At 65.1% G+C, this 25808-nt stretch carries 26 protein-coding genes; 15 read left to right on the top strand and 11 right to left on the bottom strand.

Features of this window, described 5'->3' with window-relative positions; translation table 11 throughout:
* Positions 1-30 precede the first annotated feature (30 nt).
* Positions 31-1341, top strand: coding sequence for an MFS transporter (locus tag QBJ89_RS08785; RefSeq protein ID WP_277980141.1), 1311 nt, complete (start codon positions 31-33; stop codon positions 1339-1341).
* Between the two features lie 335 nt (positions 1342-1676).
* Here the strand turns inward: QBJ89_RS08785 and QBJ89_RS08780 are convergent, their stop codons facing one another.
* The 4 genes from QBJ89_RS08780 to QBJ89_RS08765 all read right to left on the bottom strand — a co-directional run bounded on the left by QBJ89_RS08780 (position 1677) and on the right by QBJ89_RS08765 (position 5649).
* On the bottom strand, positions 1677-2000 hold the full coding sequence (locus tag QBJ89_RS08780; RefSeq protein WP_277980140.1) for a hypothetical protein: 324 nt from the start codon (positions 1998-2000) through the stop codon (positions 1677-1679).
* Positions 2001-2067: 67 nt separating this feature from the next.
* Positions 2068-2784, bottom strand: a complete 717-nt coding sequence (locus QBJ89_RS08775) for an IS6 family transposase (RefSeq protein WP_277980139.1) — start codon at positions 2782-2784, stop codon at positions 2068-2070.
* 252 nt (positions 2785-3036) lie between these two features.
* Entirely contained in the window at positions 3037-4053 is a 1017-nt protein-coding gene (locus tag QBJ89_RS08770; RefSeq protein ID WP_277980138.1) for an amidohydrolase family protein, read from the bottom strand.
* Between the two features lie 468 nt (positions 4054-4521).
* The gene (locus QBJ89_RS08765) at positions 4522-5649 is read right to left on the bottom strand and encodes an epoxide hydrolase family protein (RefSeq protein ID WP_277980137.1); all 1128 of its coding nucleotides are present in this window, start codon (positions 5647-5649) and stop codon (positions 4522-4524) included.
* A gap of 205 nt (positions 5650-5854) precedes the next feature.
* Here QBJ89_RS08765 and QBJ89_RS08760 point away from each other — a divergent pair, with 205 nt between their 5' ends.
* Positions 5855-6772: a LysR family transcriptional regulator gene (locus tag QBJ89_RS08760; protein WP_277980136.1), complete on the top strand. Its 918-nt coding sequence runs from the start codon at positions 5855-5857 to the stop codon at positions 6770-6772.
* Positions 6773-6828: 56 nt separating this feature from the next.
* Here the strand turns inward: QBJ89_RS08760 and QBJ89_RS08755 are convergent, their stop codons facing one another.
* The 4 genes from QBJ89_RS08755 to QBJ89_RS08740 all read right to left on the bottom strand — a co-directional run bounded on the left by QBJ89_RS08755 (position 6829) and on the right by QBJ89_RS08740 (position 9407).
* Complete coding sequence (locus QBJ89_RS08755; RefSeq protein ID WP_277980135.1) at positions 6829-7542, bottom strand: SDR family oxidoreductase; 714 nt, start codon at positions 7540-7542, stop codon at positions 6829-6831.
* A 63-nt stretch (positions 7543-7605) separates the two neighbouring features.
* Positions 7606-8232 (bottom strand): DedA family protein, encoded by a 627-nt coding sequence (locus tag QBJ89_RS08750; RefSeq protein ID WP_277980134.1) that lies wholly within the window; start codon positions 8230-8232, stop codon positions 7606-7608.
* Entirely contained in the window at positions 8229-8507 is a 279-nt protein-coding gene (locus QBJ89_RS08745) for a hypothetical protein (protein WP_277980133.1), read from the bottom strand. The genes QBJ89_RS08750 and QBJ89_RS08745 overlap by 4 nt, the downstream gene beginning before the upstream one ends.
* 108 nt (positions 8508-8615) lie before the next feature.
* The gene (locus QBJ89_RS08740) at positions 8616-9407 is read right to left on the bottom strand and encodes a MipA/OmpV family protein (RefSeq protein WP_277980132.1); all 792 of its coding nucleotides are present in this window, start codon (positions 9405-9407) and stop codon (positions 8616-8618) included.
* A 282-nt stretch (positions 9408-9689) separates the two neighbouring features.
* Between QBJ89_RS08740 and QBJ89_RS08735 the strand changes: the two genes are divergently transcribed.
* The 8 genes from QBJ89_RS08735 (at position 9690) to QBJ89_RS08700 (ending at position 18506) form a co-directional block, all read left to right on the top strand.
* Complete coding sequence (locus QBJ89_RS08735) at positions 9690-10697, top strand: AraC family transcriptional regulator (protein WP_277980308.1); 1008 nt, start codon at positions 9690-9692, stop codon at positions 10695-10697.
* A gap of 154 nt (positions 10698-10851) precedes the next feature.
* Positions 10852-11826 carry an SDR family oxidoreductase gene (locus tag QBJ89_RS08730; RefSeq protein ID WP_277980131.1) on the top strand — a complete coding sequence of 325 codons (975 nt, stop codon included), beginning with the start codon at positions 10852-10854 and terminating at the stop codon, positions 11824-11826.
* 71 nt (positions 11827-11897) lie between these two features.
* Complete coding sequence (locus tag QBJ89_RS08725) at positions 11898-12650, top strand: class I SAM-dependent methyltransferase (RefSeq protein WP_277980130.1); 753 nt, start codon at positions 11898-11900, stop codon at positions 12648-12650.
* Entirely contained in the window at positions 12647-12955 is a 309-nt protein-coding gene (locus QBJ89_RS08720) for a hypothetical protein (RefSeq protein ID WP_277980129.1), read from the top strand. Before QBJ89_RS08725 ends, QBJ89_RS08720 begins: the two co-directional genes overlap by 4 nt.
* A gap of 128 nt (positions 12956-13083) precedes the next feature.
* Complete coding sequence (locus QBJ89_RS08715) at positions 13084-13554, top strand: (2Fe-2S)-binding protein (RefSeq protein WP_277980128.1); 471 nt, start codon at positions 13084-13086, stop codon at positions 13552-13554.
* A gap of 74 nt (positions 13555-13628) precedes the next feature.
* Entirely contained in the window at positions 13629-14231 is a 603-nt protein-coding gene (locus tag QBJ89_RS08710; RefSeq protein ID WP_277980127.1) for an Isoquinoline 1-oxidoreductase subunit, read from the top strand.
* Between the two features lie 25 nt (positions 14232-14256).
* Entirely contained in the window at positions 14257-16467 is a 2211-nt protein-coding gene (locus QBJ89_RS08705) for a xanthine dehydrogenase family protein molybdopterin-binding subunit (RefSeq protein WP_277980126.1), read from the top strand.
* Positions 16464-18506: a peptidase M61 gene (locus QBJ89_RS08700; protein ID WP_277980125.1), complete on the top strand. Its 2043-nt coding sequence runs from the start codon at positions 16464-16466 to the stop codon at positions 18504-18506. The genes QBJ89_RS08705 and QBJ89_RS08700 overlap by 4 nt, the downstream gene beginning before the upstream one ends.
* A 304-nt stretch (positions 18507-18810) precedes the next feature.
* Here QBJ89_RS08700 and QBJ89_RS08695 read toward each other — a convergent pair whose 3' ends face one another.
* Entirely contained in the window at positions 18811-19713 is a 903-nt protein-coding gene (locus QBJ89_RS08695) for an SDR family oxidoreductase (protein WP_277980124.1), read from the bottom strand.
* A gap of 96 nt (positions 19714-19809) precedes the next feature.
* Here QBJ89_RS08695 and QBJ89_RS08690 point away from each other — a divergent pair, with 96 nt between their 5' ends.
* A complete protein-coding gene (locus QBJ89_RS08690) occupies positions 19810-20646 on the top strand; it encodes a helix-turn-helix transcriptional regulator (protein ID WP_277980123.1) in 837 nt (278 codons plus the stop codon).
* Positions 20647-21484: 838 nt separating this feature from the next.
* On the opposite strand, the gene QBJ89_RS08685 is transcribed toward QBJ89_RS08690, so the two are convergent.
* Positions 21485-22096 carry an FMN-dependent NADH-azoreductase gene (locus QBJ89_RS08685; RefSeq protein WP_277980122.1) on the bottom strand — a complete coding sequence of 204 codons (612 nt, stop codon included), beginning with the start codon at positions 22094-22096 and terminating at the stop codon, positions 21485-21487.
* A 90-nt stretch (positions 22097-22186) separates the two neighbouring features.
* Here QBJ89_RS08685 and QBJ89_RS08680 point away from each other — a divergent pair, with 90 nt between their 5' ends.
* From QBJ89_RS08680 to QBJ89_RS08665, 4 genes are all read left to right on the top strand, one after another.
* Positions 22187-22564 (top strand): winged helix-turn-helix transcriptional regulator, encoded by a 378-nt coding sequence (locus tag QBJ89_RS08680; protein ID WP_277980121.1) that lies wholly within the window; start codon positions 22187-22189, stop codon positions 22562-22564.
* 52 nt (positions 22565-22616) lie between these two features.
* Entirely contained in the window at positions 22617-23276 is a 660-nt protein-coding gene (locus QBJ89_RS08675) for an NAD-dependent epimerase/dehydratase family protein (RefSeq protein WP_277980120.1), read from the top strand.
* A 124-nt stretch (positions 23277-23400) separates the two neighbouring features.
* Positions 23401-23541, top strand: coding sequence for a hypothetical protein (locus QBJ89_RS08670; protein WP_277980119.1), 141 nt, complete (start codon positions 23401-23403; stop codon positions 23539-23541).
* Between the two features lie 28 nt (positions 23542-23569).
* A complete protein-coding gene (locus QBJ89_RS08665) occupies positions 23570-24574 on the top strand; it encodes an aldo/keto reductase (RefSeq protein WP_277980307.1) in 1005 nt (334 codons plus the stop codon).
* Between the two features lie 316 nt (positions 24575-24890).
* Here the strand turns inward: QBJ89_RS08665 and QBJ89_RS08660 are convergent, their stop codons facing one another.
* Positions 24891-25595: a hypothetical protein gene (locus QBJ89_RS08660; RefSeq protein ID WP_277980118.1), complete on the bottom strand. Its 705-nt coding sequence runs from the start codon at positions 25593-25595 to the stop codon at positions 24891-24893.
* Between the last annotated feature and the right edge of the window lie 213 nt (positions 25596-25808).

The raw sequence follows: 25808 nt of genomic DNA, 5'->3' as shown, positions 1-25808 counted from the left end.
CCGACGCCCCGACGAGAGGATCGGCCTGAGATGAGCGACTTCACTGAGGCCGCCCGGGAGGCGCCCGAGACGGTGGCACAGGCCGTGCCACGCCCGCGCGGGCGCGTGCGCTGGCTGATCTGCGCGCTGCTGTTCGCCGCGGTGGTGCTGTCGTACATCGATCGGCTGGTGCTCGGCGTGCTCAAGCCGCAGCTGACCGCGCTCTACGGCTGGACCAACACCGACTACGGTGATGTCACGGGCTATTTCCAGGTCTTCTACGGCATCGGCTTCCTGCTGTTCGGCTGGCTGATCGACCGGCTCGGCCCCAAGCTGGGCTATCTGCTCGCGATGGGCAGCTGGACCATCGGCCATCTCGCGCAGACGCTCGTCACCTCCACCACCGGCTTCGTGGTCGCGCGCATCCCGCTCGCCTTCGGCGAGGCCGGGACGTACCCCTCGGCGCTCGCGGCGGCGTCGCAGTGGTTCCCCAAGAAGGAGCGCGCGCTCGCGATCGGGATCTTCAACGCCGGAGCGAACGTGGGCGCCATCGTCACGCCGCTCCTGGTCGGCTTCCTGGTCGCCGGGCTGGCGCTCGACTGGCGCTGGGCGTTCCTCGTCACCGGCCTGTTCAATCTCGTCTGGCTGTTCGCCTGGTGGCGCTTCTATCATCGACCGAGCGAGCACCCGCGGCTCTCCGCCGAGGAGCGCACCTGGATCGAGGCCGAGCCCGCGGTGGATAGCGGGCGGGCCGGCTTCCTCACCGTCCTGCGCCGCCGCGAGGCCTGGGCCTATATGGCGGGGCGGTTCCTGATCGATCCCGTCTGGTGGACCTTCCTGTTCTGGCTGCCCGACTTCTTCAACAAGCAATATGGCTACGATCTGAAAAGCTTCGGCCCGCCGCTGGTGGTGATCTACATTCTCGCCGATTTTGGAGCCATCGCAGGTGGCTGGTATTCGTCGCACCTGCTCCGCCGCGGAGTGGAGACCGGGCGCGCGCGCAAACGCGCGATGTTCGCCTCCGCGCTGTTCGCGCTGCCGGTGATGTTCGCCGCGGACGCGACCAGCATCTGGTGGGTGGTGCTCGCGATCGGGCTGGAATGCGCGGCGCACCAGGGGTTCTCTACCAATCTGTTCGCGCTGCCCGGCGACCTGTTCCCGCGCTACGCCCAAGGCACGCTGATCGGGCTCGGCGGTTTCGCCGGCGCGGTCGGCGGCTTCATCGCGTCCAAGTCGCTCGGCGTGCTGCTCGACACGGTGGGCAGCTACGGACCGTTCTTCGTCGCATGCGGGGTGGCGTATCTGGTGGCGCTGCTTGTCTTCCACTTGCTTAATCCGGGCTATTGCGAAGTGAAGCCATGAGCGCACGTTGACACCATCTACCTGACCGAATCCTCCCTGCTGATCCGGGTACCTGCAAGATCGCAAGGCCTCTGTACGAGCACTTGCGCGATCTGCTCACCCGGGCATCCTCCGAGCATGACGCGCTGGGCAGCATGGGCGAATGGCTCCTGTACCAGCTCGTGGCGAGAGACCCAGAACCGGTCGTCCAGACGCCCCTCCCCGCTACCCAACTCCCGCCGCTCGTTCATCTCGCCGCTCGAGCCTTCCGGGCGCTCCACGTAGCCCCCCGACTGGCCTGATTGGCAGGGAAGCGGAAGGGTCGCTTTCGGGAGTGGGGAGGCGGATAGAGCCGATCAGCGGCGGAAGAGCTGGATGGTATCCTGCTCGATACCTGCGGCATCGCATTGATAAAGATCAACCACGTCTGGCCCATTGAAAACCTTCTTGAAGGTTCCCGTCGCGATGGCGAAGCGGTGGTTAAGTTCCTTTCGCCTCCGAAGCAGGTTGTCGCCGCCTGACAACGTAATCACCTGTGGCCCAACCCCACCTTTCCCCTGCGCGGCCTTTAGAGAGTCGTATAAACAGCGTGAGTTGGTCCCGATATCGACCACCCCGCCGATCGTCACCCTTTTGCCATCGAGCTCGTCAGCGTGCGCGAGTGCGTAGGAGGGCGTCATGTGGTGCTGTCAGTCTAATGCGAACTCGTCTCTACACGATGTAGCTCGCCCCCGGATTGATGTCGGATCAGCTGACGAGCGCCTGCCACTCTGCGAGCGCCGCGGAGCGCCGCTGCTTGTAGGTCTGCCGGTCGACGAGGTGGCGTTCGTGGTTGAAGTGGTTGTGGACGTTGGCGTGCACCGAGGCGAACTTCTGTAAGGTTCGCATCTGCCGGAACCGCAGCATCGCTCGTTCTCGTCGCCTGAACGGCAGGTGCGAGTTCTCCACGCAGTTGTTGGCCCAGCGACCCACCTCCTGCTTCTCGCGGCTGCCGAGCTCGCCCAGAGCAGCACCGTAGGAGCGCAGACCATCGGTGGTGATTGCCTCAGGCGAGCCGTGGCGCTTGAGCGCCTTCTTCATGAAGGCGAGCGCCGCCTTCTTGTCGCGAGTCTTGGTGACGTAGCTCTCGAGGATCTCACCCTCGTGGTCCACCGCCCGCCACAGGTAAACCATGTCGCCGTTCAGCTTCACGTACATCTCGTCGAGGTGCCAACGCCAATGACGAAAGCCGCGCATGCGGCTCACCCGCTGACGCCGCACCTCGCCCGCGAACAGCGGACCGAACCTGTTCCACCACAGCCTCACCGTCTCGTGGCAGATGTCGATGCCGCGCTCGAACAGCAGGTCCTCTACGTTCCGCAGCGACAAGGGGAACCGCACGTACATCAGCACCACCAGCCGGATCACCTCAGGCGATGAGTTAAAATAGCGGAACGGGCTGGCGGGCTTGTTCGGACGGAGCATGCCCTCCCCTACCCCGGCGAGCACCGCAGGTGCATTAGGTTTGACAGAGCCCGCGCCGCCAATCCCATGATGATTAGGGCCTCAACCCAGCGCTGCGTACGCAGAACATCCAGTTGAGTATCGCGCACCTGCCGCTCGTCCCTGACGACACCGGCTATGACCCGATAGATTGGCACCATCCCGATAGCCGGATGGCACGCTCAATCCGCTCATTTGCCGCTTCTCGAAAGCGGACGTTGGTTCAGGTCGGAATCACGCCTGCTGAGGGGCGCAATCGCTCCGGCTGCCCGCGTCTCCGCTCAGCCTCTCCCAGTTGCCGTGTGCCAGCCCGTTGCGTGTAGCGCCGTCGAGATCGATGCTCTCGATAAAACGGCGAGGCTCGCCTCCAGGCCGATACTGGTAGGGGAAGTCGGTCGAGAACAGCAGGCGCTCGGGTCCCACGATCTCCAAGCAGCGGCGGAGGTAGCCTTCGCTCCACATGCCGCTGCCCGTAACGTAGAGGTTGCGGCGCGCGCATTCGGCGAGCGACCGGTCGAGATCAAGCGCGCGGTCCAGCACGGCGCCGGTCCGCTCGATATAGAACAGCGCCACCTCGCCCCAGTGGCCCAGGATGATCTGGAGATTCGGCAGTTCGTCGAACACGCCCGCCGCGACCAGCCGCACCCACTCCAAACCAGCCTCGTAGTGCCAGCCGAGACCGAAGGCGGATAGCGCCAGATCCGCCCGCTCACCGATGCCAGAGTAGCTCGCCTCGCGCACGGCGGGGGCGGGCGTTTGCGGATGGATGAACAATGGCACGCCGAGCGCTGCCGCCTTGGCGAGCATCGGGCGAAGCGCCGCGTGGTCGAGGTGGCGGCCGCGCGTGCGGCCACACAGCAGCGCGCCCTTTAGTCCGAGCTCCCTGACGGCCCGTTCCAGCTCGCGCGGGGCCGCGTCGGGATCCGACGTCGGGAGTGCGGCGAGGCCCTGGAAGCGATCAGGTCGGCGCGCGCAAGCGTCGGCGATCAGGTCGTTGGTCCGCCAAGCCAGTTCCACCGCTGGTCCAGGCTCAAGGTTGTGCAGCCCCGGCGTGGTGAGCGAGAGCACCTGTACGTCGACGCCCTGCTCGTCCATCAACGCTAGCCGCCCCTCGCCTAGGTCAGCAAGGCGCTCACCCGTTTCCCCCATGTCCGCGATAGCGGAAACTGGATCGTGCGGCGGCGGCGCATCGGCCCAAGCATCGCGGACGTCGACTGGCAAGATATGCTCTTCGATGGCGATAAGGCGCATGCTTCGACTCCAAGCTGGAAAGAGAAAACCGGCTGATGCGGTCGCGGGTCCATCGCGCTGATCGCCACGGAGACCCAATAGCGGTCATCCAGGACCAGCCGCCGGCAGTCCAACTCCGGACATCCGTTCATCTCGGCGTTTAAGGCTCTTGGTCTCTCGAAAGCTATCCGGCTGGCCTGACAGGCAGGCGAGCGAACGATCGATTTAGCGAGACATCGACGCCTCTGCTGACGTTTTGGACGCATCGAAGCTGCGACGAAATCCGTAGCCGAACCTTAGCGCGCGACAGATTTTCGCCGGCCCTACAATCGCCCGCGCGAGCAGCCCTCCCGCCTTCAGCGCGTCCTTGCATCCGAGCGATAGCGCTTTCGCGCCGTGAGCGCTCGCGGCAATTAGGTCGGCAAACGCCTTCACCTTCGCGCCCCTCAGCAGTCCTGACCGCCTCATGATAGAGCGGCGGCTGCGGCGTTACCGAACGTTCTCCACGAAGGCACGAAGATCGGCCAGCAGCAGATCGGGCTGTTCGAGCGCCGCGAAATGGCCGCCACGTTCCATTTGCGTCCAGGACTCGATCCTGTAGCTGCGTTCGGCGAGCGAGCGCGGCGGGATCGGGAAGACAGGATCGGGGAACACCGCGAACCCTGTGGGAACGGTCACGCGCGAGCCGGCCGGGAAGACGTGAGAGCCTTCGAGGACCCGCCCACGATACAGCCACGTCGACGTGACGAACGATCGTGGCGCCACGTAGAGCATGATGTTGGTGAGGAGTAGATCCTCGTCGAAGGCAGCCCATAGGTCGGGACGGCCGGCGCCGTCGCGGGGAACGTCCGCCCAGACGCCGAACTTCTCGAGGATCCAGGCGGCGACACCGACCGGGCTGTCCGACATGGCGATGCCGAGCGTCTGCGGGCGGGTGCTTTGCTCGAGGAAGTAGCCGCGCTCCTCCTCGGCCAGCGTGTTGACGCGCTCCGCCCAGGCCTTCTCTTCGGCGGTCTCGGGATCAACGCCGTCCGTCTGCGCCGTCATCATGTTGATGTGGAGCGCGGCGACGCGATCGGGATAGTCGTGAGCCAGCCAAGCGCCGATCGCGCTGCCCCAGTCGCCGCCCTGGACGAGATAGCGCCGACCTGGGAAGAGCTCGCGCATCAGTCCATCCATCAGCGCGGCCGTGCGCCGGGGCCCGATCGGCGCGTCTGAACGGCCCGAGAAAGCGCAGCCGGGCAGCGATGGAACGACGACGTCGTGCCCATCTCCCGTCAGCGGATCGATTAGCGCCTCGAACTCGAGAAAAGACCCGGGCCAGCCATGAAGGAGCAGGATCGGCGGCCGCGAGCCGTCTCCGCTCTGCTTGACGAAGTGGAGCGTTTGCCCATTGATGTCAGCGAGGTGATGCTGCCGTCTGTTGAGCTTCTCTTCCTGGGAACGCCAGTCGAAGGTCTTCAGCCAATAGTCCACGAGGCGCCGAAGGTCGCCGAGACCGACGCCCGACCTCCACCCGCCGGCGTCGGGGAAATCCTGCCACTCGAAGTCCTCGACCTGCTGCCGGATTCGGCTCAGGCGGTCATCTGAGATGGCGATCTTGAAGGGACGGATCATAATGTGCCTCTTCCTTTAAAGTTTCTTTGTCGCTGAGCTTTCCGGACGTAGGCGCATACCCTGCTTGGCGACGGGCCTCCGGGCGGCGTTCCTTCGTCGGCCGGCCGGTCCGCACTGCCTCGCTTGACTCGCCAGAAACGTAAGTGTCGAGAATGGTCGAGACTATCGCCGCAATCGTGCATGGTCCGGTAAGCATGGCTGGACAATGAAGCTCGATCTCAACGCCCTCACGACCCTCGCGGCAGTCGCTCGCGCCCGCAGCTTCAGCGGCGCGGCGGATCAGCTGGGCGTCACGCGGTCGGCGGTCAGCCAAGCCGTCCGCAAGGTGGAAGACGCGCTGGGCGTGGCGGTGCTGCGTCGGACCACGCGCAGTGTCGCGCTCACGGAAGCAGGCGAAGCGCTGCTGGATCGCGTCGCGCCGGCGCTCGCCGAGATCGACGCGGCCGCTGCGGCCGCGGCCGCCCATGAAGGCAAGCCTGCCGGCCTGCTGCGCCTGGCGGTGTCTTCCATCGCGGAGACCTTCCTGTCGGGAGACCTGCTGGCGTCCTTTCGAGCCGCCCACCCGCAGGTACGTCTCGATATCCTCGTGACCGATTCCAGGTTCGATATTGTGGCGGGCGGGTTCGATGCCGGCGTGCGGCTCGGCGAGGTAATCGAGCGCGACATGATCGCGGTGCCGGTAAGCGAGGAGCAGCGCCAGATCGTCGTCGCCTCCCCGGCCTATCTGACAGCGGCCGGAACGCCGCTTCATCCGCGCGAGCTGACACGACACCGCTGCATCGGCTGGCGTTCGTCCGACGGGACGGCACCCTATCGCTGGGAGTTCAGCGAGGACGGACGCGAGTTCGCGGTCGAGGTCGAGCCCGAGGTGACGACCAACGACATGCCACTGATGGTGAAGATGGCGCTCGCCGGCAGCGGCCTGACCATCGGCATGTCCGAGACATTCACGCCGTGGCTGCACAGCGGGAAGCTGAGAGAGGTGCTCGGCTCGTTCTGTCCGCCACTTCCCGGCTTCTTCCTGTTCTATCCCAGTCGCCGCCACATGCCGCTCAAACTCCGCGCGCTGGTGGATCATGTGGCCGACTGGCGGATCGTGCGGAACGGATCGATACGATTTTGAGCTAAGACGGTTTGCCACAGACGCATGAGAAGCACCGACAAGCTCACCAGAGACGATCAAGCCTGAGCCGTCGGCCTGACGACCAGCTCCCCGATATTGACCTCAAGCGGCTGTTCGATCGCGTATGCGATCGCGGCGGCGATCGCTTCGGGAGACATGGCAAACTCGCCTGCTGCGGTGATCTGCTGGCGAAGACGATCGTCACGGATATGCTCGGCGAAGTTCGTCGCGGTGTATCCGGGGAGCAGTGTCGTGACCCGTAGCTCTCCGGCAGCCTCCTGACGAAGCCCCTCGCAGATCGCCACGACAGCAGCCTTGGTGCCGGCATAGACCGCCATGTTGGGCACGATCTTCCTCGCTGCGGTGGAAGCGACGGCGATGAAGTGACCGGCCTTCTGCCGGCGGAAGACCGGCAGGGTAGCAGCGATAGCCCAGAGCACCCCTTTGATGTTGACGTCGACCATCATGTTCCAGTCGTCGACGCTCAGCGCATCCATCGGGCCGATCGGCATCGACCCGGCTTTCGCAACGAAAACGTCGAGGCGGCCGAAGGTGTCGATAGCATGGGCAACCAGATCCTGATTGTCCGAGAGACTAACGACATCGGTCCTCAGGCAGGTGGCAGCCCCGCCAGCTGCGCGTATCTCCTCCACGATGGTACCAAGCTTGCCGTCGTTTCGAGCGCCGAGAACAACCTTGGCGCCTCTCGCGGCAAGGTAGCGCGCCGCCGCCTCGCCCATGCCGCTGCTGGCGCCGGTAATCACGATCACGGCATCTTCTATCATCGCTCGAAGCTCCGGTAGGCAGGTCTGAGATAACTGGTGAAAGCACAATCATCGGTGACGCGCGACCAATCGCAACACGTTGAACGAGCGTGCTGCCAGCGGCCGCGACAACAGCACCGCTCCGAGGAGGAACCCGGAACCGAGCGTCACCACCGTCGTGTTGGAGGACCCTGTCACGCGAACCATCACGAAGCCTAGCGATATGAAGGCCATGTTCCAAACGGCGAGACCCGCAAGGACCGAGATGGCGAGCTTGCGGCGATCATGGATCATCGTGCCCGCGATCATGGGCGCGAGGAGCCGCGCACCCGGGATGAGCTGGGCGGTGAAAGGAAGCGAGGTGCTGCTGCGACGAATCTTCCTGAGGTACCGCCCCGCCGGATCGCGCCGATGAAGGACGCGCTGGATGCGACCAGTCCCACCGTCACGAGCGGCGACGCTCACGCCAAGGCTGTAGGTCGCGAACGCCCCGGCACTGCCGCCGACGACCGAGGCGAGCATGGCCGTCGGCAGGCACCACAAGCCATTCGCCGCGGCAACGCCGATCGCGGCGAAGATCCCTTGGGACGGCAGGAGCGGAATCAGCCGCTCCAATAGCGTCACCAAGAATATGCCAGCCAATCCGAGTGGCGCGATGATCAACAGGGCCTCGCCCAGCGGGTCGCCGCCCATCATGACGCAGCGCGCACTGACAGGGTGGGAAACATCGAGACGAGATCGTTCCGGCTCCAGCCTGCCCTGGCGGCATCCATGATGAGATCGGCGCGGACGGTGTCGGCTCCCCTGGACAACGCTGCGCTGATCGCCCGGATGACCTCGAGCCGCGGATCGGCGAGCGGCCCATGCCGCCTCCTGCCGAAGAGCAAGGCGAGCAGGAGAGAGCGCTGCCCGGCGCGCAGAACGACGGCAGGTTCACCCGGCATCCGGCCGATCGCGATGGCGGCTGCCACCAGCGATCTCAGGTGGTAGCACGCTCCCGCGGCGAAGGCGAGCTTCGAACGCTCGACCGGTAGAGCGAGCGGTGCAGGGACGACGGGTGGTCGGCGCATGATCTCACCTCAGAAGCGATAGGAGAGCGTGACCCCACCGAGCGGTTGCCACCGGCTGCCCTGATCGGTGACCGGGCTGTCAGAGACGTCGCCGATGAGGTAGGTGGCACCAGCCCGCGCGATCAGGCCGAGATGGCGATCGAAATAATGGCCGGCGCTGAGACCTGCCCCCACGTCGCGCATGCCCGCGCCCGGCCGGTAGGGCGTGAGGCCGCTTCTGACCGCGTCGGCCGCCGAGATGCCGAAATAGGTGCGCGAGTAATCCGCGTTCGCCCAGGTCGTCTGGACATCCACGGTGACGAAGGTGTCCGGCTTGCGGACGGCAGCGTAGCTGGCGCTGGCGGTCGCGAGCAGCCCGTTATGGGTCCGCGAGACGTCGTGCACGGCGGTCAGATCGAGCCGGAGCGATCCCTGGCCAAGCTGATCGCCGTCGAAGCGATAGCCGATGAAGGCGCCCGCCTCGATCGCGGTGTCGATCTCGGGAAGAAGGCCGACCGCGCCGTCGGCGTCGCTCCGATCAAGTCGTGCGCCGATCACAGGCCCAATCGCGAGCCGCGGATCAGAGGCCAGGTCCGCTCTGCCGCGCAGGCCGCGGAACTCGAAACTGATTCCCTGCCAGCGGACGTCGGCGAGCACGAAGGGGATCAGCCGCACGTCGCTGGCGCCGTCATATTCCGGTGCGACGCCTGCGCCGAGAGCAACCTGGCCATGAGGTGCATCGCTGGGCGGCGCTCCCTGTGCGACGACGATCGACGGCAGGCATGTCATGCTAATGCCGACGAACGGAAGAATGAAGCGCATCGGATGGTCCTTTGTTTGGTTTCGTGACGCGCACCGGAGATGCGCGCCAGGTAACCCAGCCAAATGGTCACGATGGAAAGTGCTGCAGGATGAGTATACAGCAGTCATGGCTCCCATCACAAAATGGCATGCGCCGCTTACCTTGAGGCGCGGGAATTCCTCTTGGCGATTATGGCCGGAGGTTGGGCGCGGTCTCTTGACCGCCTGTGTTTATCTGCCATAACTAAGCCACCTGATCTTGATCTGACACCATCAAGCTACAGGAGCAGTTCCGTGAACCGAATGCCCGATACCGCGAAAATCTTGCCTTTTCCTGCAGACGAGCGCAGCCACGCGGTAATGAACGCCGCCCCGCCAGGACCGCACAGCAGCGGAGAGGGGCGCACGCCGCCGGCGCTTCTCGATGCTGCGCAGGAGTTCCTCAAGTCGAGGGGCGGGGGCGAGGGGCACTTCCAGACGCCGATGAACGGCGTGCACGTCATGCGCGCCTTTCAAGAGATCCCGCCGATGCGCAGGATTTACCGGCCGTCGCTCTGCGTCGTGCTGAAGGGGGCCAAGCAGATCCTGTTCGGCGAAACGACGTTGATCTACAAAGAAATGGAATGTCTCGTCGTCAGTGTCGAGCTGCCAGCGAGCGGTCGCATGATCGGCGCAAGTTGCGAGACACCCTATCTGGGATTGAGCATCGACTTCGACGTGGCGATGCTTAAGGAGGTCATGCAGCAGCTGGCGAACCCGCCGCGCCCCGCTCCCGCGTCAGGCCCCTGTGTGTTCGTCGGTCAGGTCGACGTCCCGCTGACCGAGTGCGTCCTGCGCCTCATCAGGATGGCGATGACGCCGGATGCTGCCCACATTCTCTATCCATCGGTGATGCGGGAGATCTGCTACTGGCTGCTGACCGGACCTTACGGCGCCGAGATCGCCAAGCTGACCCTGCCGGATTCGCATACCGATCGCGTCGCCAACGCCATCTACTACCTCCGCGACCATTTCGCCCAGACGCTGCGCGTGGAGCAGCTGGCGGAGGTCGCCCGCATGAGCCTGTCATCGTTCCACCAGCATTTCCGGACGATGACATCGATGACGCCGGTGCAATATCAGAAGCAGCTGCGGCTCATAGAAGCGCGTCGGTTGATGGTCTCGGAGGCTGCCAATGTGTCCGAGGCTGCCTATCAGGTCGGCTATGAAAGCGCGTCCCAATTCAGCCGCGAGTATTCCCGCCACTTCGGTGTCGCGCCCAAGCAGGATGTGATGAACTACAAGGCATTGGTCGCCTACGGGGCGAGGTAAGCCGCAGCGGTCCTGTCGGGCGCATACCGATCCTGCACGCGGAAGCGCCCGCAGGATCGGGCAAGTCTTATGGGGCATCCGGCATGGAGGAGGATCGGGATCAGCGTAACTTGTGGAGCAGGCGCCGACACCGGCTTCGTGAAAGGCAAGTTCCATGACCCGCTGGACAGTTTCCGACATCCCGTCGCAGAACGGTCGCTCCGCCGTCGTCACCGGCACCGGCGGCCTCGGCTTCGAGGATGCGCTTGCGCTGGCGCGTGCCGGCTGCGAGGTCATTCTGGCCGGCCGCGATCCCTCCAGGGGGGCGGCCGCAGTGGACCGCATCCGGCGCGACATCACCGGTGCGAAGATCTGGTTCGAGCCGCTCGACCTCGCCGAGCTCGCGTCGATCGCCGCCTTCGCTGATCGCCTGGGCAAACAGCGACAGAGCCTGGACATCCTGATCAACAACGCGGGCATTATGGTCCCGCCACAGCGACGGACCACGGCGGACGGCGTCGAGCTGCAGTTCGGTACCAATTATCTAGGCCATTTCGCCCTGACGGCGCATCTGCTGCCGCTGCTGCGGGCCGGCGTACAATCTCGCGTCATTTCCTTGTCGAGCGTTGCGGCCGCGGCTGGCGCGATCAACTTCGACGATCTCAACGCGGCGACGCGCTACAAGCCGATGCCGGTCTACAGTCAGTCGAAGCTCGCCTGCCTCATCTTCGCCTTCGAGTTGCAGCGGCGCAGCGACGCGGGCGCGTGGGGGATCACCAGCATCGCCTCGCACCCGGGGATCTCGCGGACCGATCTGCTGCACAACGGTCCGGGGCGCTGGAGTTCGCACGGCATGGCTCGCTCCTTCCTGCCGTTCCTCTTCCAGCCAGTGGCGCAAGGCGCCTTGCCGACGCTGTACGCCGCGACCTCGCCCGACGCTGTGGCTGGCGGCTATTATGGACCTGATGGTCTGGGTGAATTGCGGGGCTTCCCGACCGCGGCCAAGGTGCCGCCGCAGGCTCTGGACGAAGGCGTCGCAGCTCGGCTGTGGGAGATGTCCGAAGTCATGGCGGGCGTGCGCTTTCCTTCGACCTCGCTCGATCCGAGCCATTCCCTCTTCCAACTAGTCTCTCCGACAGCGGCCGCCTGACCGCGCCCGCCGGCGAAGACGCGCGGCCACTCGCGCGGCGCATCGACCTCCCCTGTTTGTGGAACTCAATCATGAACCGAGCCCGGCGTTCGGTACTGTCGGCCCTGAGCCGGATATGTCCTGCCGGAACACACTCACGCCTGGAACTGCTGGCAACCGCAGGAACTGGCCGTGCCCGCGCGGATCGCCGCGCCGGCATGTCTTTCCGCCCGGCAGGCTCAGCATCCGGCGACGAACCGGCGTCCGGCTTCTGGTCCGATGCGGCGCGGTTCTTGGTGGAGTGGTCGCGCCACCCCTATGACATTGCCGCCATCGCCCCGTCGGGACGAGTGCTGGCTTCGTTGATCACCTGCGAGATCGATGGCGCCTCGGGGCCGGTGCTCGAGCTCGGCCCGGGCACCGGCGCCTTCACCCGGGCTCTCACCCGCAGGGGCGTAGCCAAGCGTGATCTGACGCTGGTCGAACGGAGCCCAACTTTCGCCAGGCTGCTGAAGGACCGTTTCCCAGCGTCGACGGTCCTCAACATCGATGCCGCTGACCTTCATCTGGGCAGGCGAGCGGCTGCGCAGCCGTTCGGTGCCGTGGTGTGCGGGCTCGGACTTCGCAACATGACGTCGCGCGAGGTCGAGGGCATTGTTCGGGCCAGCTTCACCGCCCTGCGACCGGCGGGCTCCTTCTACCTGATCACCTACGGCAGCCGCTGCTCGGTGCCGGATGACGTTCTGGACCGGCTCGGCCTGATCGCCGAGAAAGTGGGTTCGACGCTGCGCAACCTTCCGCCTGCGTCGGTCTACCGCCTGCAACGGGTCGGGATGACAGGATGAGCGACCAACCGGTCTGCGGCGCGTTCGGTGATAGCACGGCGCCGGAGGTCATAATGCGGTGCGTCGGCCATCTGATCGTCGTCGGCGCTCTGCCGTTCAGGCTCGGTCAGACCGGAGCGCCATGGTGGTGTCTGCCGATCTTCGCTGTCGTCGCGGGTGTGACGATGACAGTGGCTGAGGACCTCCGCTTCGCCCGGGCGATCTTCCTGCGTCGGGACGTGCGTGGCTACGCGCAGGTGAGGTTCGCGTTCATCGCCCTCTTGAGTATGGCGCCCTACGCTGCCGGAACGAGCTTCGTGGCGTGATCATCGGCTACGGGCTGCACCCGTCCCGGGCCACAGGATCGGGCAAGTTTTCCGTGGGATCGGGTGTTCGCTGCGCGTGGTGCCCGGCCTAGCATCGCGCCATGATCAACATCGTGACGGGCTAGGTCATGGCGTACTCCCTTTCGGTCAACGGCGCGACGCATCAGGTCGACGAAGACGGCCAGACCCCCTTGCTGTGGGTGCTTCGCGATACGCTGAAGCTCACCGGTACGAAATATGGCTGCGGCGTCGCGCAATGCGGCGCGTGCACCGTGCATGTCGATGGCCAGCCGGTCCGCTCCTGCTCGTTTCCGCTCGAGGCAGCGTCGGCATCGCCCATTGTCACCATCGAAGGCTGCAAGGGCGCCGAAGTCGAGGCGATCCAGAACGCCTGGGTGGCGCGGGACGTGCCGCAGTGCGGCTTCTGCCAATCGGGGCAGATCATGAGCGCGGTGGCGCTTCTACGCGCCATTCCCGCACCAAGTGACGCCGACATCGACGTGGCGATGAGCGGCAACATCTGCCGCTGCGCAACCTACAACCGGATCCGCGCCGGCATCCACGACGCCGCGGGACAGCTGAGGCATCGCCAATCATGAGATGGCGACGTGCTAGCGGTGAGCGCCGACGTTTCGGATGTCTCTCGATCCTGGCGTCGCTCGTCGCGCTCCTCGTGCTCGGCGTCGCCATCGCCTTCCGCCCGCATGCGCTGCCGTCATCGCAGCCGCTGGTCGCTGCGCCGGCACGATCGACCGGTTCGGCTCTGCGGCCGGTGTCGACGTTCGCGTCGATCGCGGACCCGAGCATGCGATCGCTCGCGCTGTTCGAGGAGGCGGGACGCGTGATCGAGCACCCGCGCTGCATGAACTGTCATCCGCGAGGCGATCGACCGACCCAGACGGCGGCGATGCGGCCCCATATGCCGTGGATCACGCGAGGACCGGACGATGCCGGTGCACCGACGATGCGGTGCGCGACCTGCCACCGCGCCATCAACTTCGAGGCCTCTGGCGTTCCCGGCAACCCGAAGTGGAAGCTCGCGCCGATCGAAATGGCCTGGCAGGGCAAGACGTTGGGGGAGATCTGCCGACAGCTCCTCGACCCGGCCCGATCGCACCTGAACCGGGCCGAACTCCTCCACCATATGGCCGAGGACGAGCTGGTTGGCTGGGCCTGGCACCCCGGCGGCAATCGGGAGCCCGCTCCCGGCTCTCAGGCAGCGTTCGGCGCCCTCATCACGGCATGGTTGGAAACGGGGGCTGCATGCCCGGTCTGACGCCTTGCCGAGCAGGAGATTGCTCGTGATCGACGCCCCGGCATCCGGACGCCGCTTTCAGATGACCCGCCGCAAGATGATCCTGAGCGGTACGCTGGCCGGTGGGGCGCTCGTCGTCGGCTACACGGCCACCCACCCGATGCAGGCCGCAGGCGCGATCCTGTCGGGCGGTGGACCCGTGCCCGAGGAGAGCGCCTTCGGATCCTTTATCCGGATCAGTCCGGATGGCTGGGTGACGATCGTCAACAAACAGCAGGAACTTGGCCAGGGCATCCATGCCGGCATGGCCGCAATGATCGCGGAGGAACTGGATGCCGACTGGGACCGGGTTCGGGTCGTCAGCGCCCGCGCCAACTTCCGCGCTTACGGTCCGCAGATCACGGCAGGCTCGCGATCAGTTGCGACGAACTGGGATTCGATGCGCAACGCCGGCGCCGCGGCGCGTGCCATGTTTGTCGCGGCAGCGGCGATGCGCTGGAGCGTGCCCCGGCGACTGATCGACGTGCGCGACGGAGTCGTCTCTCACGGCGCATCGGGACGCTCGGCGACCTTTCCGGAGCTTCTCGCGGACGCCGCGCGCCAAACCGCGCCGCAACGCCCGACGCTCAAGGAGGTCAAGGATTACCGGCTGATCGGCACGGACCGCGTGCGGCGCAAGGACAGCCTGCCGAAAAGCACCGGCGCGCAGGTCTACACGCAGGACGTCCATCTGCCCGACATGCTCGTCGCGATGGTCGCCCACAGCCCGCGCTTCGGTGGCCGTCTCGCGCGATACGATGCAACCGCGGCACGCAAGGTGAAGGGCGTCGCCGACGTCTTCGCGATCGAGACGGGTGTCGCCGTGGTGGCGACAAACACCTTTGCCGCGCGTCAGGGGCGGGATGCGCTCACCCTCGAGTGGGATGACAGCGAGGCGGAGAAGCGCTCCACCGCCGACCTCGTCCGCTACTTCCACGACATCGCCGCAGGTCGCACCGACGTCGATCCAGCCGACTTCCACAGCAAGGGAGACGATCCGAAGGAAGTATTTTCCGCACAGGCGATCGAGTTCAGCTTCGACTTTCCCTATCTTGCGCACGCACCGATGGAGAGTCTCGACTGCGTCGCTCAGGTCGATGGTTGGGACGTGAAGATCATCTCCGGCTCCCATCTCGCGACCGTCGACCAGGTGCAAGCCGCACGCGTCGCGCTTACCATCCCTGGTCGCGTCGACATCGACGTGGTACCCGCCGGCGGTTCCTTCGGCCGGCGCGGGATCATGGGCGCCGACTATCTCGTCGAGTGCGTGCGGATCGCGAAGCGGATGCCGCGGCGGCCGATCAAGCTGATCTGGACCCGCGAGGACGAGCTATCGTCCGGCTTCTTCCGGCCGATGAGCCACCACCGTGTGCTGGTCGACGTCGGAGAGGACGGCTTCCCGGCACGCTGGCGACACCGCACCGTCTCGCAACCCCTGCTGCCGCTCGGACCCAATGCCCTGGCGGTCGAAGGCGTCGCGCAATCGCCGTATCTCGCCGCTGCCAAGGTCATCGACGGGAAGGTCTACTCTCCTACCTTCCCGGTACCGGTCGCCTTCTGGCGTTCTGTCGGCCACTCGCACAACGCCATGGTGATGGAGCATATCGTCGACCAGCTCGCGCGTCGGCTCGATCGGGATCCGGCAGATTATCGCCGGGCCCTCTATCGCCGCGCGCACGCCAAGCGACATCTCGCCGTGCTCGATGCGCTCTGCAGCAGAGGAGGCTGGGGCGCGGCGATCGAGTCCGGCTGGGCTCGCGGCCTGGCCATCCACGAGTGTTTCGGTACCGTGGTCGGCCAGCTCGCGGAGGTTCGCGTCGATGTGGGCAGACCGGTGGTCCGGCGGGTTGTCGCGGTCGTCGACTGCGGGATCGCGATCTCGCCAGACCAGATTGTGGCGCAGATGGAAGGTGGTATCGGCTTCGGGCTTTCCGCCGCTCTTTACGGCGCCATGACGCTGAAGAACGGGATCGTGCAGGAGACCAACTTCGACAGCTATCCCGTCATTCGCATGAATGAGATGCCCATGGTCGAGACGTACATCCTTCCATCGACCAATCGGCCGACCGGCATGGGGGAGCCCGGCGTGCCGCCGATCGCTCCAGCCGTCGCCAACGCGATCTTCGCGCTCACTGGCGGGCCAACCACAAGCCTCCCGATCCTGCGAGACGGAGCGGCAGCGAGCGCCGGTTTCTCCTTCCCGCGAGCCTCGGCGTGACGTTCTTGCGGGTAGGTTCGAGCGCCAGCGCCTCTCGACATGGCGGCTTCGTTCGTAACATGCGGATGAATGCCCAACCGCCTGCCGAGCACCGGAGCCTCCGCGTGACGAGGCAGATGCATCAGCGCCGGAGCGGATTGACCGCCATGAGCTCAGCGCGCCTCATCTGCTTGGCGTTGTTCTGGTCACCGGCTGCGGCCGAAGTTTTGGAAGGACCGACTCAACGCCTGCCGGCTGCTGGCGTACCGAGCCCCGTCGATCACACCTTCGCGGGCACGATCGCGCTCTCGGTCGATGCCACCGACGTCGCGCACAAGCTCTACACGGTGGAGGTCGTCATTCCGGTCCAAGCGGCGGGCGCGATGACGCTGCTTTACCCGCGCTGGGAAGCCGCCAGCCATGGCCCCAGTCTCAGCGTTGCGAAGCTGACGGGCCTGACCGTCTTTGCCGGAAAGCGCCGGCTGGCGTGGCGCCGGGATCCGGTCGATCCGCACGCCTTCCACCTTGACGTGCCGTCCGCCACGGCGAGCGTGACCGCGCGCTATCAGATCGTCGCCGCGCCGGGCGATCTCACACGCGACCTGATCGTCCTGCCGTGGCAGCAGCTCATCCTCTACCCCGCCGGTTGGTACGCACGGAACATCGCCGTAGCCGCGACGGTAACGCTGCCTGACGATCTGACGAACCTCGCGCCCTCGACCCTCGCACGCGGCGCCGATGGGCGCCTCGTCCTGTCTGTGCGATCGCTGGAGACGCTGCTCGACTCGCCCGTCTACGCCGCGCGGTCAGCGTCACGCGTGTCGCTCGCGACGGGAGACGTGCCAGTGACGCTCACCGCACTCGTCGCTGGCGCCTCGCTGCCGCTCGTCCCACCTGAGCGGACCGCCGCGCTCCGGCGCATGGTCTCGCAGACCCGGCGGGTCTTCGGCGCCGCGCCATTCGCCCGGTACGATTTCATTGCCCGTCTAGGCGATGACCTTTCCACCGGGGGCACAGAGCATCGCACCGCGAGCGAGATCACGCTACCCGCAGGCTATTTTAACGACTGGTCGCACCAGCTGCTCGATCGCGACATCTTCCCGCACGAGTTCGTGCACGCTTGGAACGGCCTGTATCGTACGCCGGCCGATCTGTGGGCGCCGACGCCTAACGTCCCGCAGTCCGGCAGCCTGCTCTGGGTATATGAGGGACAGACCGAGTTCTGGGGACGCGTGCTCGCCGCGCGTGCTGGCCTGCGGACCACGCAGGAGACGTTGGACAGGCTGGCGCTCGATGCGGCGGAGGTATCAAACCGGCCTGGACGTGCTTGGCGGCCTCTCGCCGACGACGTCACCTATCCCACCTTCATGCTCCGCCAGCCCGTGCCCTGGCGCGACTGGCAGCGTCGGCGAGACTATTATGACGAGGGAGTCCTGCTGTGGCTCGCGGTCGAGGCGCGGTTACGCGAGCGTAGCGGCAGCCGCCGCGGGCTCGACGATTTCGCTAGCGCCTTCTTCGCGGGAGCGACGCCAGGTGCGCCGACGCGGACCTACACGTTTGAAGCACTGTGTGCCGCGTTGGAGGCGGTCGTCCCGGCCGGATGGGCCGGCTTCCTGACCAAGTGGCTCGAGGCGCACGACGAGCTCGATACCTCGGTCGGCCTCAAGGCTCTAGGCTGGGACCTCGTCTACGCCGACGTACCAACTGAGACGTTTCGCCAGCATGAGACGGAGCTGGGCGGAGTGGATCTCAGCTATTCGCTCGGAATGATGGTGACGGCGGAGGGGCATGTCGGCGCGGTGTCGTGGCAGGGACCGGCCTTTACCGCCGGGCTTGCTCCGCAAGCCAAGATTGTGGCCGTCGGGGCTGAGCCGTTCACGGCCGAGCGCCTCCTGGACGCGGTGCGGATGTCGGATACTCTGCCGATCACGCTCACGGCCGAGCAAGATCGCCGCCGCGCCGAGTATCACCTGCGCTACCAGGGACCCCTGCGTTATCCGCGATTGAAACCAGCGACGGACCATCCCGATCGTCTCACCCAATTGCTAGCTCCACGGTGACCAGCGAAGGCTGGCTTCGCCTAGATGATCTGAATGGCAGTCACCTGCGAGCTTTGGGCAGCTCTGCAAGCCAAAGGCTCAGACGTTGTAAAGCGGAGCACCAAGAAGCATCTGTCATTGGGCGCTGGCCGTCCCCCCCCTCGTGCCAAATGACCCAGTAAGCGACAATCACGGCCTCCTAGCGGCTTCCCGAATCCAGCCGCTCGTTCATCTGTGAAGGAAGCTAGGAACGCGGCTTATCACGCGTAAAGCGCCGTTGCTTGCCGACCCACGATCCGATCAACCAGCGAACAACGGCGATCGATCAGCCGGTGGTGAGCGCCGCATGATCCATTCCGGCGAGGTCCGTCAGGAGATCGGGATTGCTCGGCGCCCACCCAAGCCGCGCGCAGGTCCACGCGTTCGATGCGGTCATGTCGAGGCCTGCAAAGGTCGTCATCCAGCCGAAATAGTGTTCCGCTTCGTCTGCCGCGACCGAGCGGACCGGCAGTCCGGTGCCCTTGCCAATCGCCTCGGCAATGGCGCGGGCGGTGACGCCCTCCTCGGCCGACGCGTGGTAACGCGCGCCCGGCTGGCCCTTCTCCAGTGCCAGGACGTAGAGCTTCGCCACATCGCTGACGTGCGCCGCCGACCAGCGCGACTGCCCTTCTCCGAGGTACGCCACCGCTCCGGCGCGGCGCGCCTCGGCAATCAACGGCGTGATCAGCCCGGCCTTGGTGGTGTCGTGCACCTGCGGCAAGCGGATGGTGCGTACGTCGATGCGCTGCGCGGTCAACGCCGCGCCAGCGAGCTCGGTTGCGATACGCGGATTGGCGTGACGAGGGTTGAGCACGTCTTCGGTCGCCGGCCCTCCATCGAGCGGAGTGCCGATACCGACGCCCGAGGTGATCAGGATGGGCTTCTGCGTGCCGGCCAACGCCCCACCCATGGCGGCGATGTTGCGCGCATCCTTCCTGGTGTTCTCGAAAAACCGCTCGAAGTTGTGGTCAAACGCGCAGTGAATCACAGCATCGCTCGCCTGCACGCCACTTACGAGCGTCGCAGGCGCGTCGAGGTCGCCGCGGTGAACGTCAACACCGGCCGCTTCAAGTTGACTGGCGCCCGCGTCGGAACGCGTCAGGCCGAGCACCCGATGGCCGCGGCCGAGCAGTTCGGGAATGATGTGCGAGCCGATGAACCCGGTCGCACCGGTCAGGAACACACGCACATTGGGTCTCCTTCTTGTCAGAGCGGCATATCGCGGACAGCCGAAACCTGTTAAAGCAGTGATCTTATCGGGGTATAAGCTCCAACAGGATCGACCATGGCTAGTGAGGCGCCCAACCAGCTCGGTACGTATCTGCGCGATCGTCGCACCCGGCTCGATCCGGCGGCTCTCGGGTTTAGCGGCGGTCGGCGGCGTACGCCTGGACTTCGACGTGAGGAGGTGGCGAGCCGAGCCAATATCAGCCCGACTTGGTACACGTGGCTGGAGCAGGGCCGCGGCGGCGCGCCGTCAGCGGACGTGCTCGACCGCATCGCCAAGGGGCTGATGCTGACCGAACCGGAACGCGAGCACCTGTACATGCTGGGACTCGGGCGTCTGCCCGAGGCGCGCTATCAGGCGGTTGACGGCATCACTCCCCGGCTGCAGCGCGTGCTGGACGGAATGGTGTTGAGCCCGGCCATCATCAAAACGGCGATGTGGGATGTGGTAGGCTGGAACCGCGCGGCGGCGGTGCTGCTCACCGACTATGCAAAGCTGCCGCGTGACGGACGCAACATTCTCCGCCTGATGTTCGGCAGCGACCATGTTCGCAGGCGAAATGAAGACTGGGGAAGCATCGCTCGCTTCGTCGTCGGCGCCTTTCGCGCCGACGTGGCTCGGGCGGGCGCGATTGCCAGCCCGGAGGTCACGAAGCTGGTGGGTGAGCTATGCGGGATCAGCCCCGAGTTTGCAGCCCTGTGGCAAGACAACGACGTGGTCGCTCACGGAGAGGGCATTAAGCGGATTCACCATCCCGATGCGGGGCTGCTCGCGATGGAGTTCTCCTCCTTCGCTGTCGAAGGCAGGCCGGAGCTGGGGATGATCATCTATAATCCCGCGTCACCCGCAGATGCCGAAAGGCTGCGCGTGCTCCTGGACGCGCACGAGGGTTGATCTAACTGGAACGCGCGAGGTGCCTCTCCGCCCCATGTGTGGACATACGAGAGGCCTTAGCTGCCGCCCATAAGCAGTCATTCGTTCATTTGCTTCGTCGGTGGAGCCACCTCTAACCAGAGGCCGCCGGTCAAAAGACACCCTTCCGCGTCAGTCCAGGTACTGGCCCGTTCCAGCGCCATTGCGATGCCAGCGTCGCGCGGACTTTAGCACGTCAGCGGGCAACAAGTTGGCGTTGATCCCCCGATCGCTGCGCTTTGCATCTTTCGGCGTCCAATGCGTCACGCAACCGCATACGCTGCAGCGGTGAAAATCGACGTGCCTGCCGTTCCAAGCGTATGTGTCAGTCCGAAGATCGGCGGGTACGCTGATCTCGTCCGATTCGACGTACGTCCAAACCACACCGTAACTTCGGCATAGCGAGCAGTTGCACTGCGTTATTTCTGCGGGTGCTTCGGCCAGTCTGATGGTGATCGCACCGCAGTGACAGGTTGCCTGTACAGGCTGGGTTCTGCGGGACTCCGGCATGTCACAATCTTATGGCAGCCCCTCTCGCCGTCAACCTCGGAAAAGGCGTCTCTGCTATTTGGGCTAGGGTGAAATCAGCCGCTGTATGAGAACGACCCACAAGACGACATTCAGCCGCCGTTTCGCGTCCCCCGACTTCAGACATCCATTCATGTTCGCTCGATGTCCCGACGAGCGAACGCGGCTTCGTTCCCGGCAAGCTGAAGACCCGGCTGCGGTCACTCAGGAGCCTCGTTGTAGCTTGGGATGCAACGTATCGACTGCGCGCGGCATCACCGGGCCAGGTTGGTACTGGCCCGGCTCGCCTCCTTCACGCGGCCATCGATATGGAGCTGATCTGCTCGGATGCACTCCGCATCGCGGCTTGGTCCTGCTCAGGGCCGTACGCGATCCCTTCGGCTCGAATGGTCTCAATATCGCTGATGCCCAAGAAGCGGAGGATAGCGTCGAGATAGGTCGCTAGATGGTCGTTGCCGGCGAATAATCCCTGCGAGTAGATCCCGCCCGACGAGAGCACGAGATAGGCTTTCCCGGCCAGCAGGCCACGCGGGCCCTCGGCGGTGTAGCTGAAAGTCTGCCCCGCGATCGCGACATGGTCGATCCATGCCTTGAGCGTCGAGGGGACTGTAAAGTTGTACATTGGCGAGCCGATCACCAGCACATCGGCGGCCTTGAGCTCCTCGACCAGCGTCCTCGAACGGCCTCGCGTCTCCGTCAACGTGGGGTCGTCGGCGTTCTCTGGCAGCCAGGCACGTCGGATGGTCATGTCGACGTGTGGAAGCTGATCAGCGACTAGGTCGCGGTACGCCACCGTTGCATCAGCGTGGTCGGCCTTGAGCCGCTCGACCAGTTCGCTCGAAAGGCGCCGAGTGTGCGAGGTCTCCGCGTTGCTCGCGCTGGCGTCGATGTGCAGGATTCTCATACGGTCTGCTCCGGTCTGGAAATGTGACCTGCACCAGCTATGTGACCTGACGCGCCGCGCCCAGAAGGCACATAGCTAGGACCTGGTCACATGGAACTGACTACCCCCGAACCGCTGCACATCGAGTGCGGTCGTTTTAGCAGCGTTCTAAGCTCGATCGGCGACAAGTGGACGGTGATGATCGTGCTCACGCTTACGGAGCGGCCGCGGCGTTTTAACGAGATGAAGCGGGCCATCGGCGGCATCAGCCAGCAGATGCTTGCGCGCACCCTGCGCGCTCTGGAGCGTGACGGCATGCTGACGCGCACGGTGCGCGCGACTGTCCCGCCGCAGGTGGAGTACGCTCTTACTGACCTTGGCCTGTCACTGGCGGATCCAATCCGGCAGCTCGGAACGTGGGCCGGAGCGCATATCGAGCAGATCGAGGACAATCGCTCCGCCTTCGACGCCGCTAGAGCGGCAGCGTGATGTTACGCGAAGCCTATAGCCCTACAGGTTTCGGACCAACCGCTCCTGAGGCATGACGGTGACGATCATACTCTTGGCGGGCGCGACCGGCATGATCGGGGCAGAGGCACTCGCGCTGCTGCTCGCGGACGAGCGTGTGCGGCAGGTGGTGGCACCGACACGCCGCGCGCTCCCGCCGCACTCAAAGCTGCATAACCCGATTGTGACCAGCCACGACCTTCAGCAGGGTGCCAAATGGTGGGCAGCCGATGGAGCCATCTCCGCACTTGGCACGACGCGGGCAAACGCAGGGTCCGCTGCCGCCTATCGCGCCATCGACTTCGACTACTCACTCGAGGTCGCCACCCAAGTTCGGGAGGCTGGTGCAACTCGCTTCGCGCTCGTCTCGTCGATGGGTGCCAATCCGCGGTTCCGCTTCACCTATCCAAAAACAAAGGGCGAGCTTGAGGGCGCCGTCGGCTTGCTCGGCTTCGAATCGCTGACCCTGGTACGCCCCGGTGTCCTGAGCGGTCATCGTCGAGAGCATCGACCAGCCGAAGCTTTCCTGGGCTCACTGCTGCAAGCGATAGAGCCCATCCTCCCTGCCGCGGCCCGCGTCAGTCCTGCGGCAACTGTAGCGAGGTTGCTGGTCGAAGCGGCCCTCAACGGCACAGCGGGTCGCCATATCGTCACCTCGCAAACAATCGCACTCGCGGCTACGGGCGAGAAATGAGGAGCGGAGTATTGAGGTTTAGCGGCTTCCTGAGCCACGTACTGGCCCCAGTGTCGGTCATTCGCCCCACCTTCGTCGCTTCCCGATCTTCGACGTTCATTCATGTTCGAAGCGGGAGTGTGCAGTGAGCATCAACGCGCGCCGTACGGTCGTCAACGCGCTCGCTGCGCATCGTGCGAGCGCGCATTTCCCGAGCCATCTCGCGTCGGTCAACAACCTTGCGGAGCGCAGCGCGTTCACGCTCGATCCGCTGGCAATCGGCTGACTTGCATTCAGGCCCAAGGACCCCTGTCATGGCACTCAAGGATATCCTCCCCTCGAAACTCGGCTTCGGCGCCGCACCGCTCGGCAACATGTTCCGCGCCATCCCCGAGGACGAGGCGCTCGCGACCGTGGCGGCGGCCTGGGACGACGGCATCCGCTACTTCGACAATGCCCCCTTCTACGGCGCGGGCCTTGCCGAGATCCGCATGGGCGAGGCGCTGAGAGACAAGCCGCGCGACCAGTACGTCATCAGCACCAAGGTCGGCCGCATCGTACTGGACGAGGTCGAAGGGACGCCGCGCGACAATGGCGAGAAGGGTAATGTGTTCGCCAACGGCCGGCCGAACAAAGTCATGAACGACTATTCGCACGACGCGACGCTGCGCTCGATCGAGGACAGCCTGAAGCGCCTGCAGACTGACCGTATCGACATCATCTGGGTCCACGACCTGGCGCAGGATTTCTACGGCGACGCCTGGATCGGGAAATTTGAGGAGGCGCGCACTGGTGCTTTCAAGGCGCTCGACCGGCTGCGCGACGACGGCACGATCAAGGCCTGGGGGCTCGGCGTGAACCGCGTCGAGGCGGTGGAATTGCTGCTCGACCTCGATGGCCCACGACCCGACGGCTCACTGCTCGCAGGTCGCTACACCTTGCTCGACCATGACCGCGCGCTCGAGCGGCTGATGCCGAAGGTCGCCGACCGTGGCCTGGGCATCGTCGTCGGCGGCCCGTACAGCTCAGGTGCGCTCGTCGGCGGCCCGAACTTCGAATATGCCCCCGCCTCCCCCGAGATCCTCGCCAAAGTCACCGCCATTAAGGCAATCGCCGATCACCACGGCGTCAGCATGAAGGCCGCGGGGTTGCAATTCTCGCTTGCCAATCCCGCAGTCGCAGCGGTGATCCCCGGCGCCAGCCGGCCGCAACGCATTGCGGAGGACACGGCGGCCCTGAAGGAGCCAATTCCCGTCGATTTCTGGCGTGCGCTGCGCGACGCAGGTCTGATTGATAGGGCGGCACCATTGCCACGCTGACCCAGAAGCGGTCGTTCCCGGTGCCTTGCCCGGCTCCCAACTTCGCACGCCCATTTATCTCCGCGGCCGACACGCGTGACGCGCCGCAAAGCCTTTGGTCGACGTGATGGCGTTCACTATCGCGCTTTCGCTAGACCTCGTCGGTGTGGTCATACTTCCCAACCCTAAGTTTTTTCGGGCGCTGGCCACCCTGGCATACCTTAGCTTCGGAGGATGACTGTTGGTGTTGTGGAGCATCGTCTGACGAGAGGGTTTGTAAGATCTTCAACGCTGCGCCTCCTCATGTTCAAGGAGGTCTTTACGCTTACCTTTGGCATCACCTGGCTCGATCGCCCGCCGGTAAACTGCTTCTCTCATCAAGGACGTAGCTGACAAGGCTACTGAACTTCAGGTTACCCGCTATGTCACCGCGGCCTGCGTACAGCCCTCGAAGGTAGCCACGGTCGTTCGCTGTCAATGTTTTCGGCGCGCCTACATCATCGCTGCTTGTGAATGCACTGAGGATTGATTCGCCGGCTGCTGCGCCACCTCCTTGCGCACCGGTCAGCGCGCGCATTGCCGCATATTGCGCCGCTTGCGTCAGCGGCCTTCCCTGCATCGCGTCACGATCGATCAGCACGGTGGCGCTGACGATCTCCATCCGCACCGGGGATGACAGCCTTGATAAGGATCGCCCTCTTATCATCGTCGGCTGATCCGGAGAGTAAATCGGCCGCTCTCCGTCCCTCCCACGTGGCTCCACCTCGATCCACGCTCGCGCTTGTCCCGCCTCACCGATAATGCGCTTTACGGCAGCCAACGACTGGCTCCTCATGGCACCTGCCCCGGCACGCGCGAGCCTGAGCGCGGTGGATTGGCCGTCTGCGACAAAGGCGACCAGCAGGTTTGGAGAGCAACCAGTTTGTCCCGTCCTCAAGCCGGCCATTCTCGCGACGGCACTCACTTCGTCGACGATCATCTGTCCGGACGCCGCGTCGAGCCCCAGGCTCGTGACGCAAACCTCCTCCGAGAAGCGCGCCATTGGTAGATCGCCAGATTGTCGAGTTGACAGCCGCGTGACGAACGCCCGCGCTCTCTCCGCCTTATTGCGGGCCTGCCCACGGATCAGGAAATCAACCGCGCTGGACGCAGTTCCAGATTGTAGCAGAGCAAGTGCGAGACTCACCGACATGCGATTTCCAATCGAAGCCCTCGCCGCTTATTCTTGAATAAGGCCTCGGCGCGCAAGCGAGTC

The sequence above is a fragment of the Sphingomonas phyllosphaerae genome, assembly GCF_029623345.1.
GTDB classification, from domain to species: domain Bacteria; phylum Pseudomonadota; class Alphaproteobacteria; order Sphingomonadales; family Sphingomonadaceae; genus Sphingomonas; species Sphingomonas phyllosphaerae_C.
This window is presented reverse-complemented; position numbering and strand designations above follow the sequence as displayed.

Excerpts from the sequence above, each read along its gene's own strand:
- QBJ89_RS08760 (WP_277980136.1), top strand. The coding sequence starts at position 5,855 with ATGAAGCTCGATCTCAACGCCCTCACGACCCTCGCGGCAGTCGCTCGC.
- QBJ89_RS08675 (WP_277980120.1), top strand. The coding sequence starts at position 22,617 with ATGACGGTGACGATCATACTCTTGGCGGGCGCGACCGGCATGATCGGG.
- QBJ89_RS08775 (WP_277980139.1), bottom strand. The coding sequence starts at position 2,784 with ATGCTCCGTCCGAACAAGCCCGCCAGCCCGTTCCGCTATTTTAACTCA.
- QBJ89_RS08750 (WP_277980134.1), bottom strand. The coding sequence starts at position 8,232 with ATGATGGGCGGCGACCCGCTGGGCGAGGCCCTGTTGATCATCGCGCCA.
- QBJ89_RS08725 (WP_277980130.1), top strand. The coding sequence starts at position 11,898 with ATGAACCGAGCCCGGCGTTCGGTACTGTCGGCCCTGAGCCGGATATGT.
- QBJ89_RS08665 (WP_277980307.1), top strand. The coding sequence starts at position 23,570 with ATGGCACTCAAGGATATCCTCCCCTCGAAACTCGGCTTCGGCGCCGCA.
- QBJ89_RS08720 (WP_277980129.1), top strand. The coding sequence starts at position 12,647 with ATGAGCGACCAACCGGTCTGCGGCGCGTTCGGTGATAGCACGGCGCCG.
- QBJ89_RS08740 (WP_277980132.1), bottom strand. The coding sequence starts at position 9,407 with ATGCGCTTCATTCTTCCGTTCGTCGGCATTAGCATGACATGCCTGCCG.
- QBJ89_RS08690 (WP_277980123.1), top strand. The coding sequence starts at position 19,810 with ATGGCTAGTGAGGCGCCCAACCAGCTCGGTACGTATCTGCGCGATCGT.
- QBJ89_RS08730 (WP_277980131.1), top strand. The coding sequence starts at position 10,852 with ATGACCCGCTGGACAGTTTCCGACATCCCGTCGCAGAACGGTCGCTCC.
- QBJ89_RS08715 (WP_277980128.1), top strand. The coding sequence starts at position 13,084 with ATGGCGTACTCCCTTTCGGTCAACGGCGCGACGCATCAGGTCGACGAA.
- QBJ89_RS08685 (WP_277980122.1), bottom strand. The coding sequence starts at position 22,096 with ATGAGAATCCTGCACATCGACGCCAGCGCGAGCAACGCGGAGACCTCG.
- QBJ89_RS08660 (WP_277980118.1), bottom strand. The coding sequence starts at position 25,595 with ATGGCGCGCTTCTCGGAGGAGGTTTGCGTCACGAGCCTGGGGCTCGAC.
- QBJ89_RS08770 (WP_277980138.1), bottom strand. The coding sequence starts at position 4,053 with ATGCGCCTTATCGCCATCGAAGAGCATATCTTGCCAGTCGACGTCCGC.
- QBJ89_RS08680 (WP_277980121.1), top strand. The coding sequence starts at position 22,187 with ATGGAACTGACTACCCCCGAACCGCTGCACATCGAGTGCGGTCGTTTT.
- QBJ89_RS08785 (WP_277980141.1), top strand. The coding sequence starts at position 31 with ATGAGCGACTTCACTGAGGCCGCCCGGGAGGCGCCCGAGACGGTGGCA.
- QBJ89_RS08765 (WP_277980137.1), bottom strand. The coding sequence starts at position 5,649 with ATGATCCGTCCCTTCAAGATCGCCATCTCAGATGACCGCCTGAGCCGA.
- QBJ89_RS08780 (WP_277980140.1), bottom strand. The coding sequence starts at position 2,000 with ATGACGCCCTCCTACGCACTCGCGCACGCTGACGAGCTCGATGGCAAA.
- QBJ89_RS08735 (WP_277980308.1), top strand. The coding sequence starts at position 9,690 with ATGCCCGATACCGCGAAAATCTTGCCTTTTCCTGCAGACGAGCGCAGC.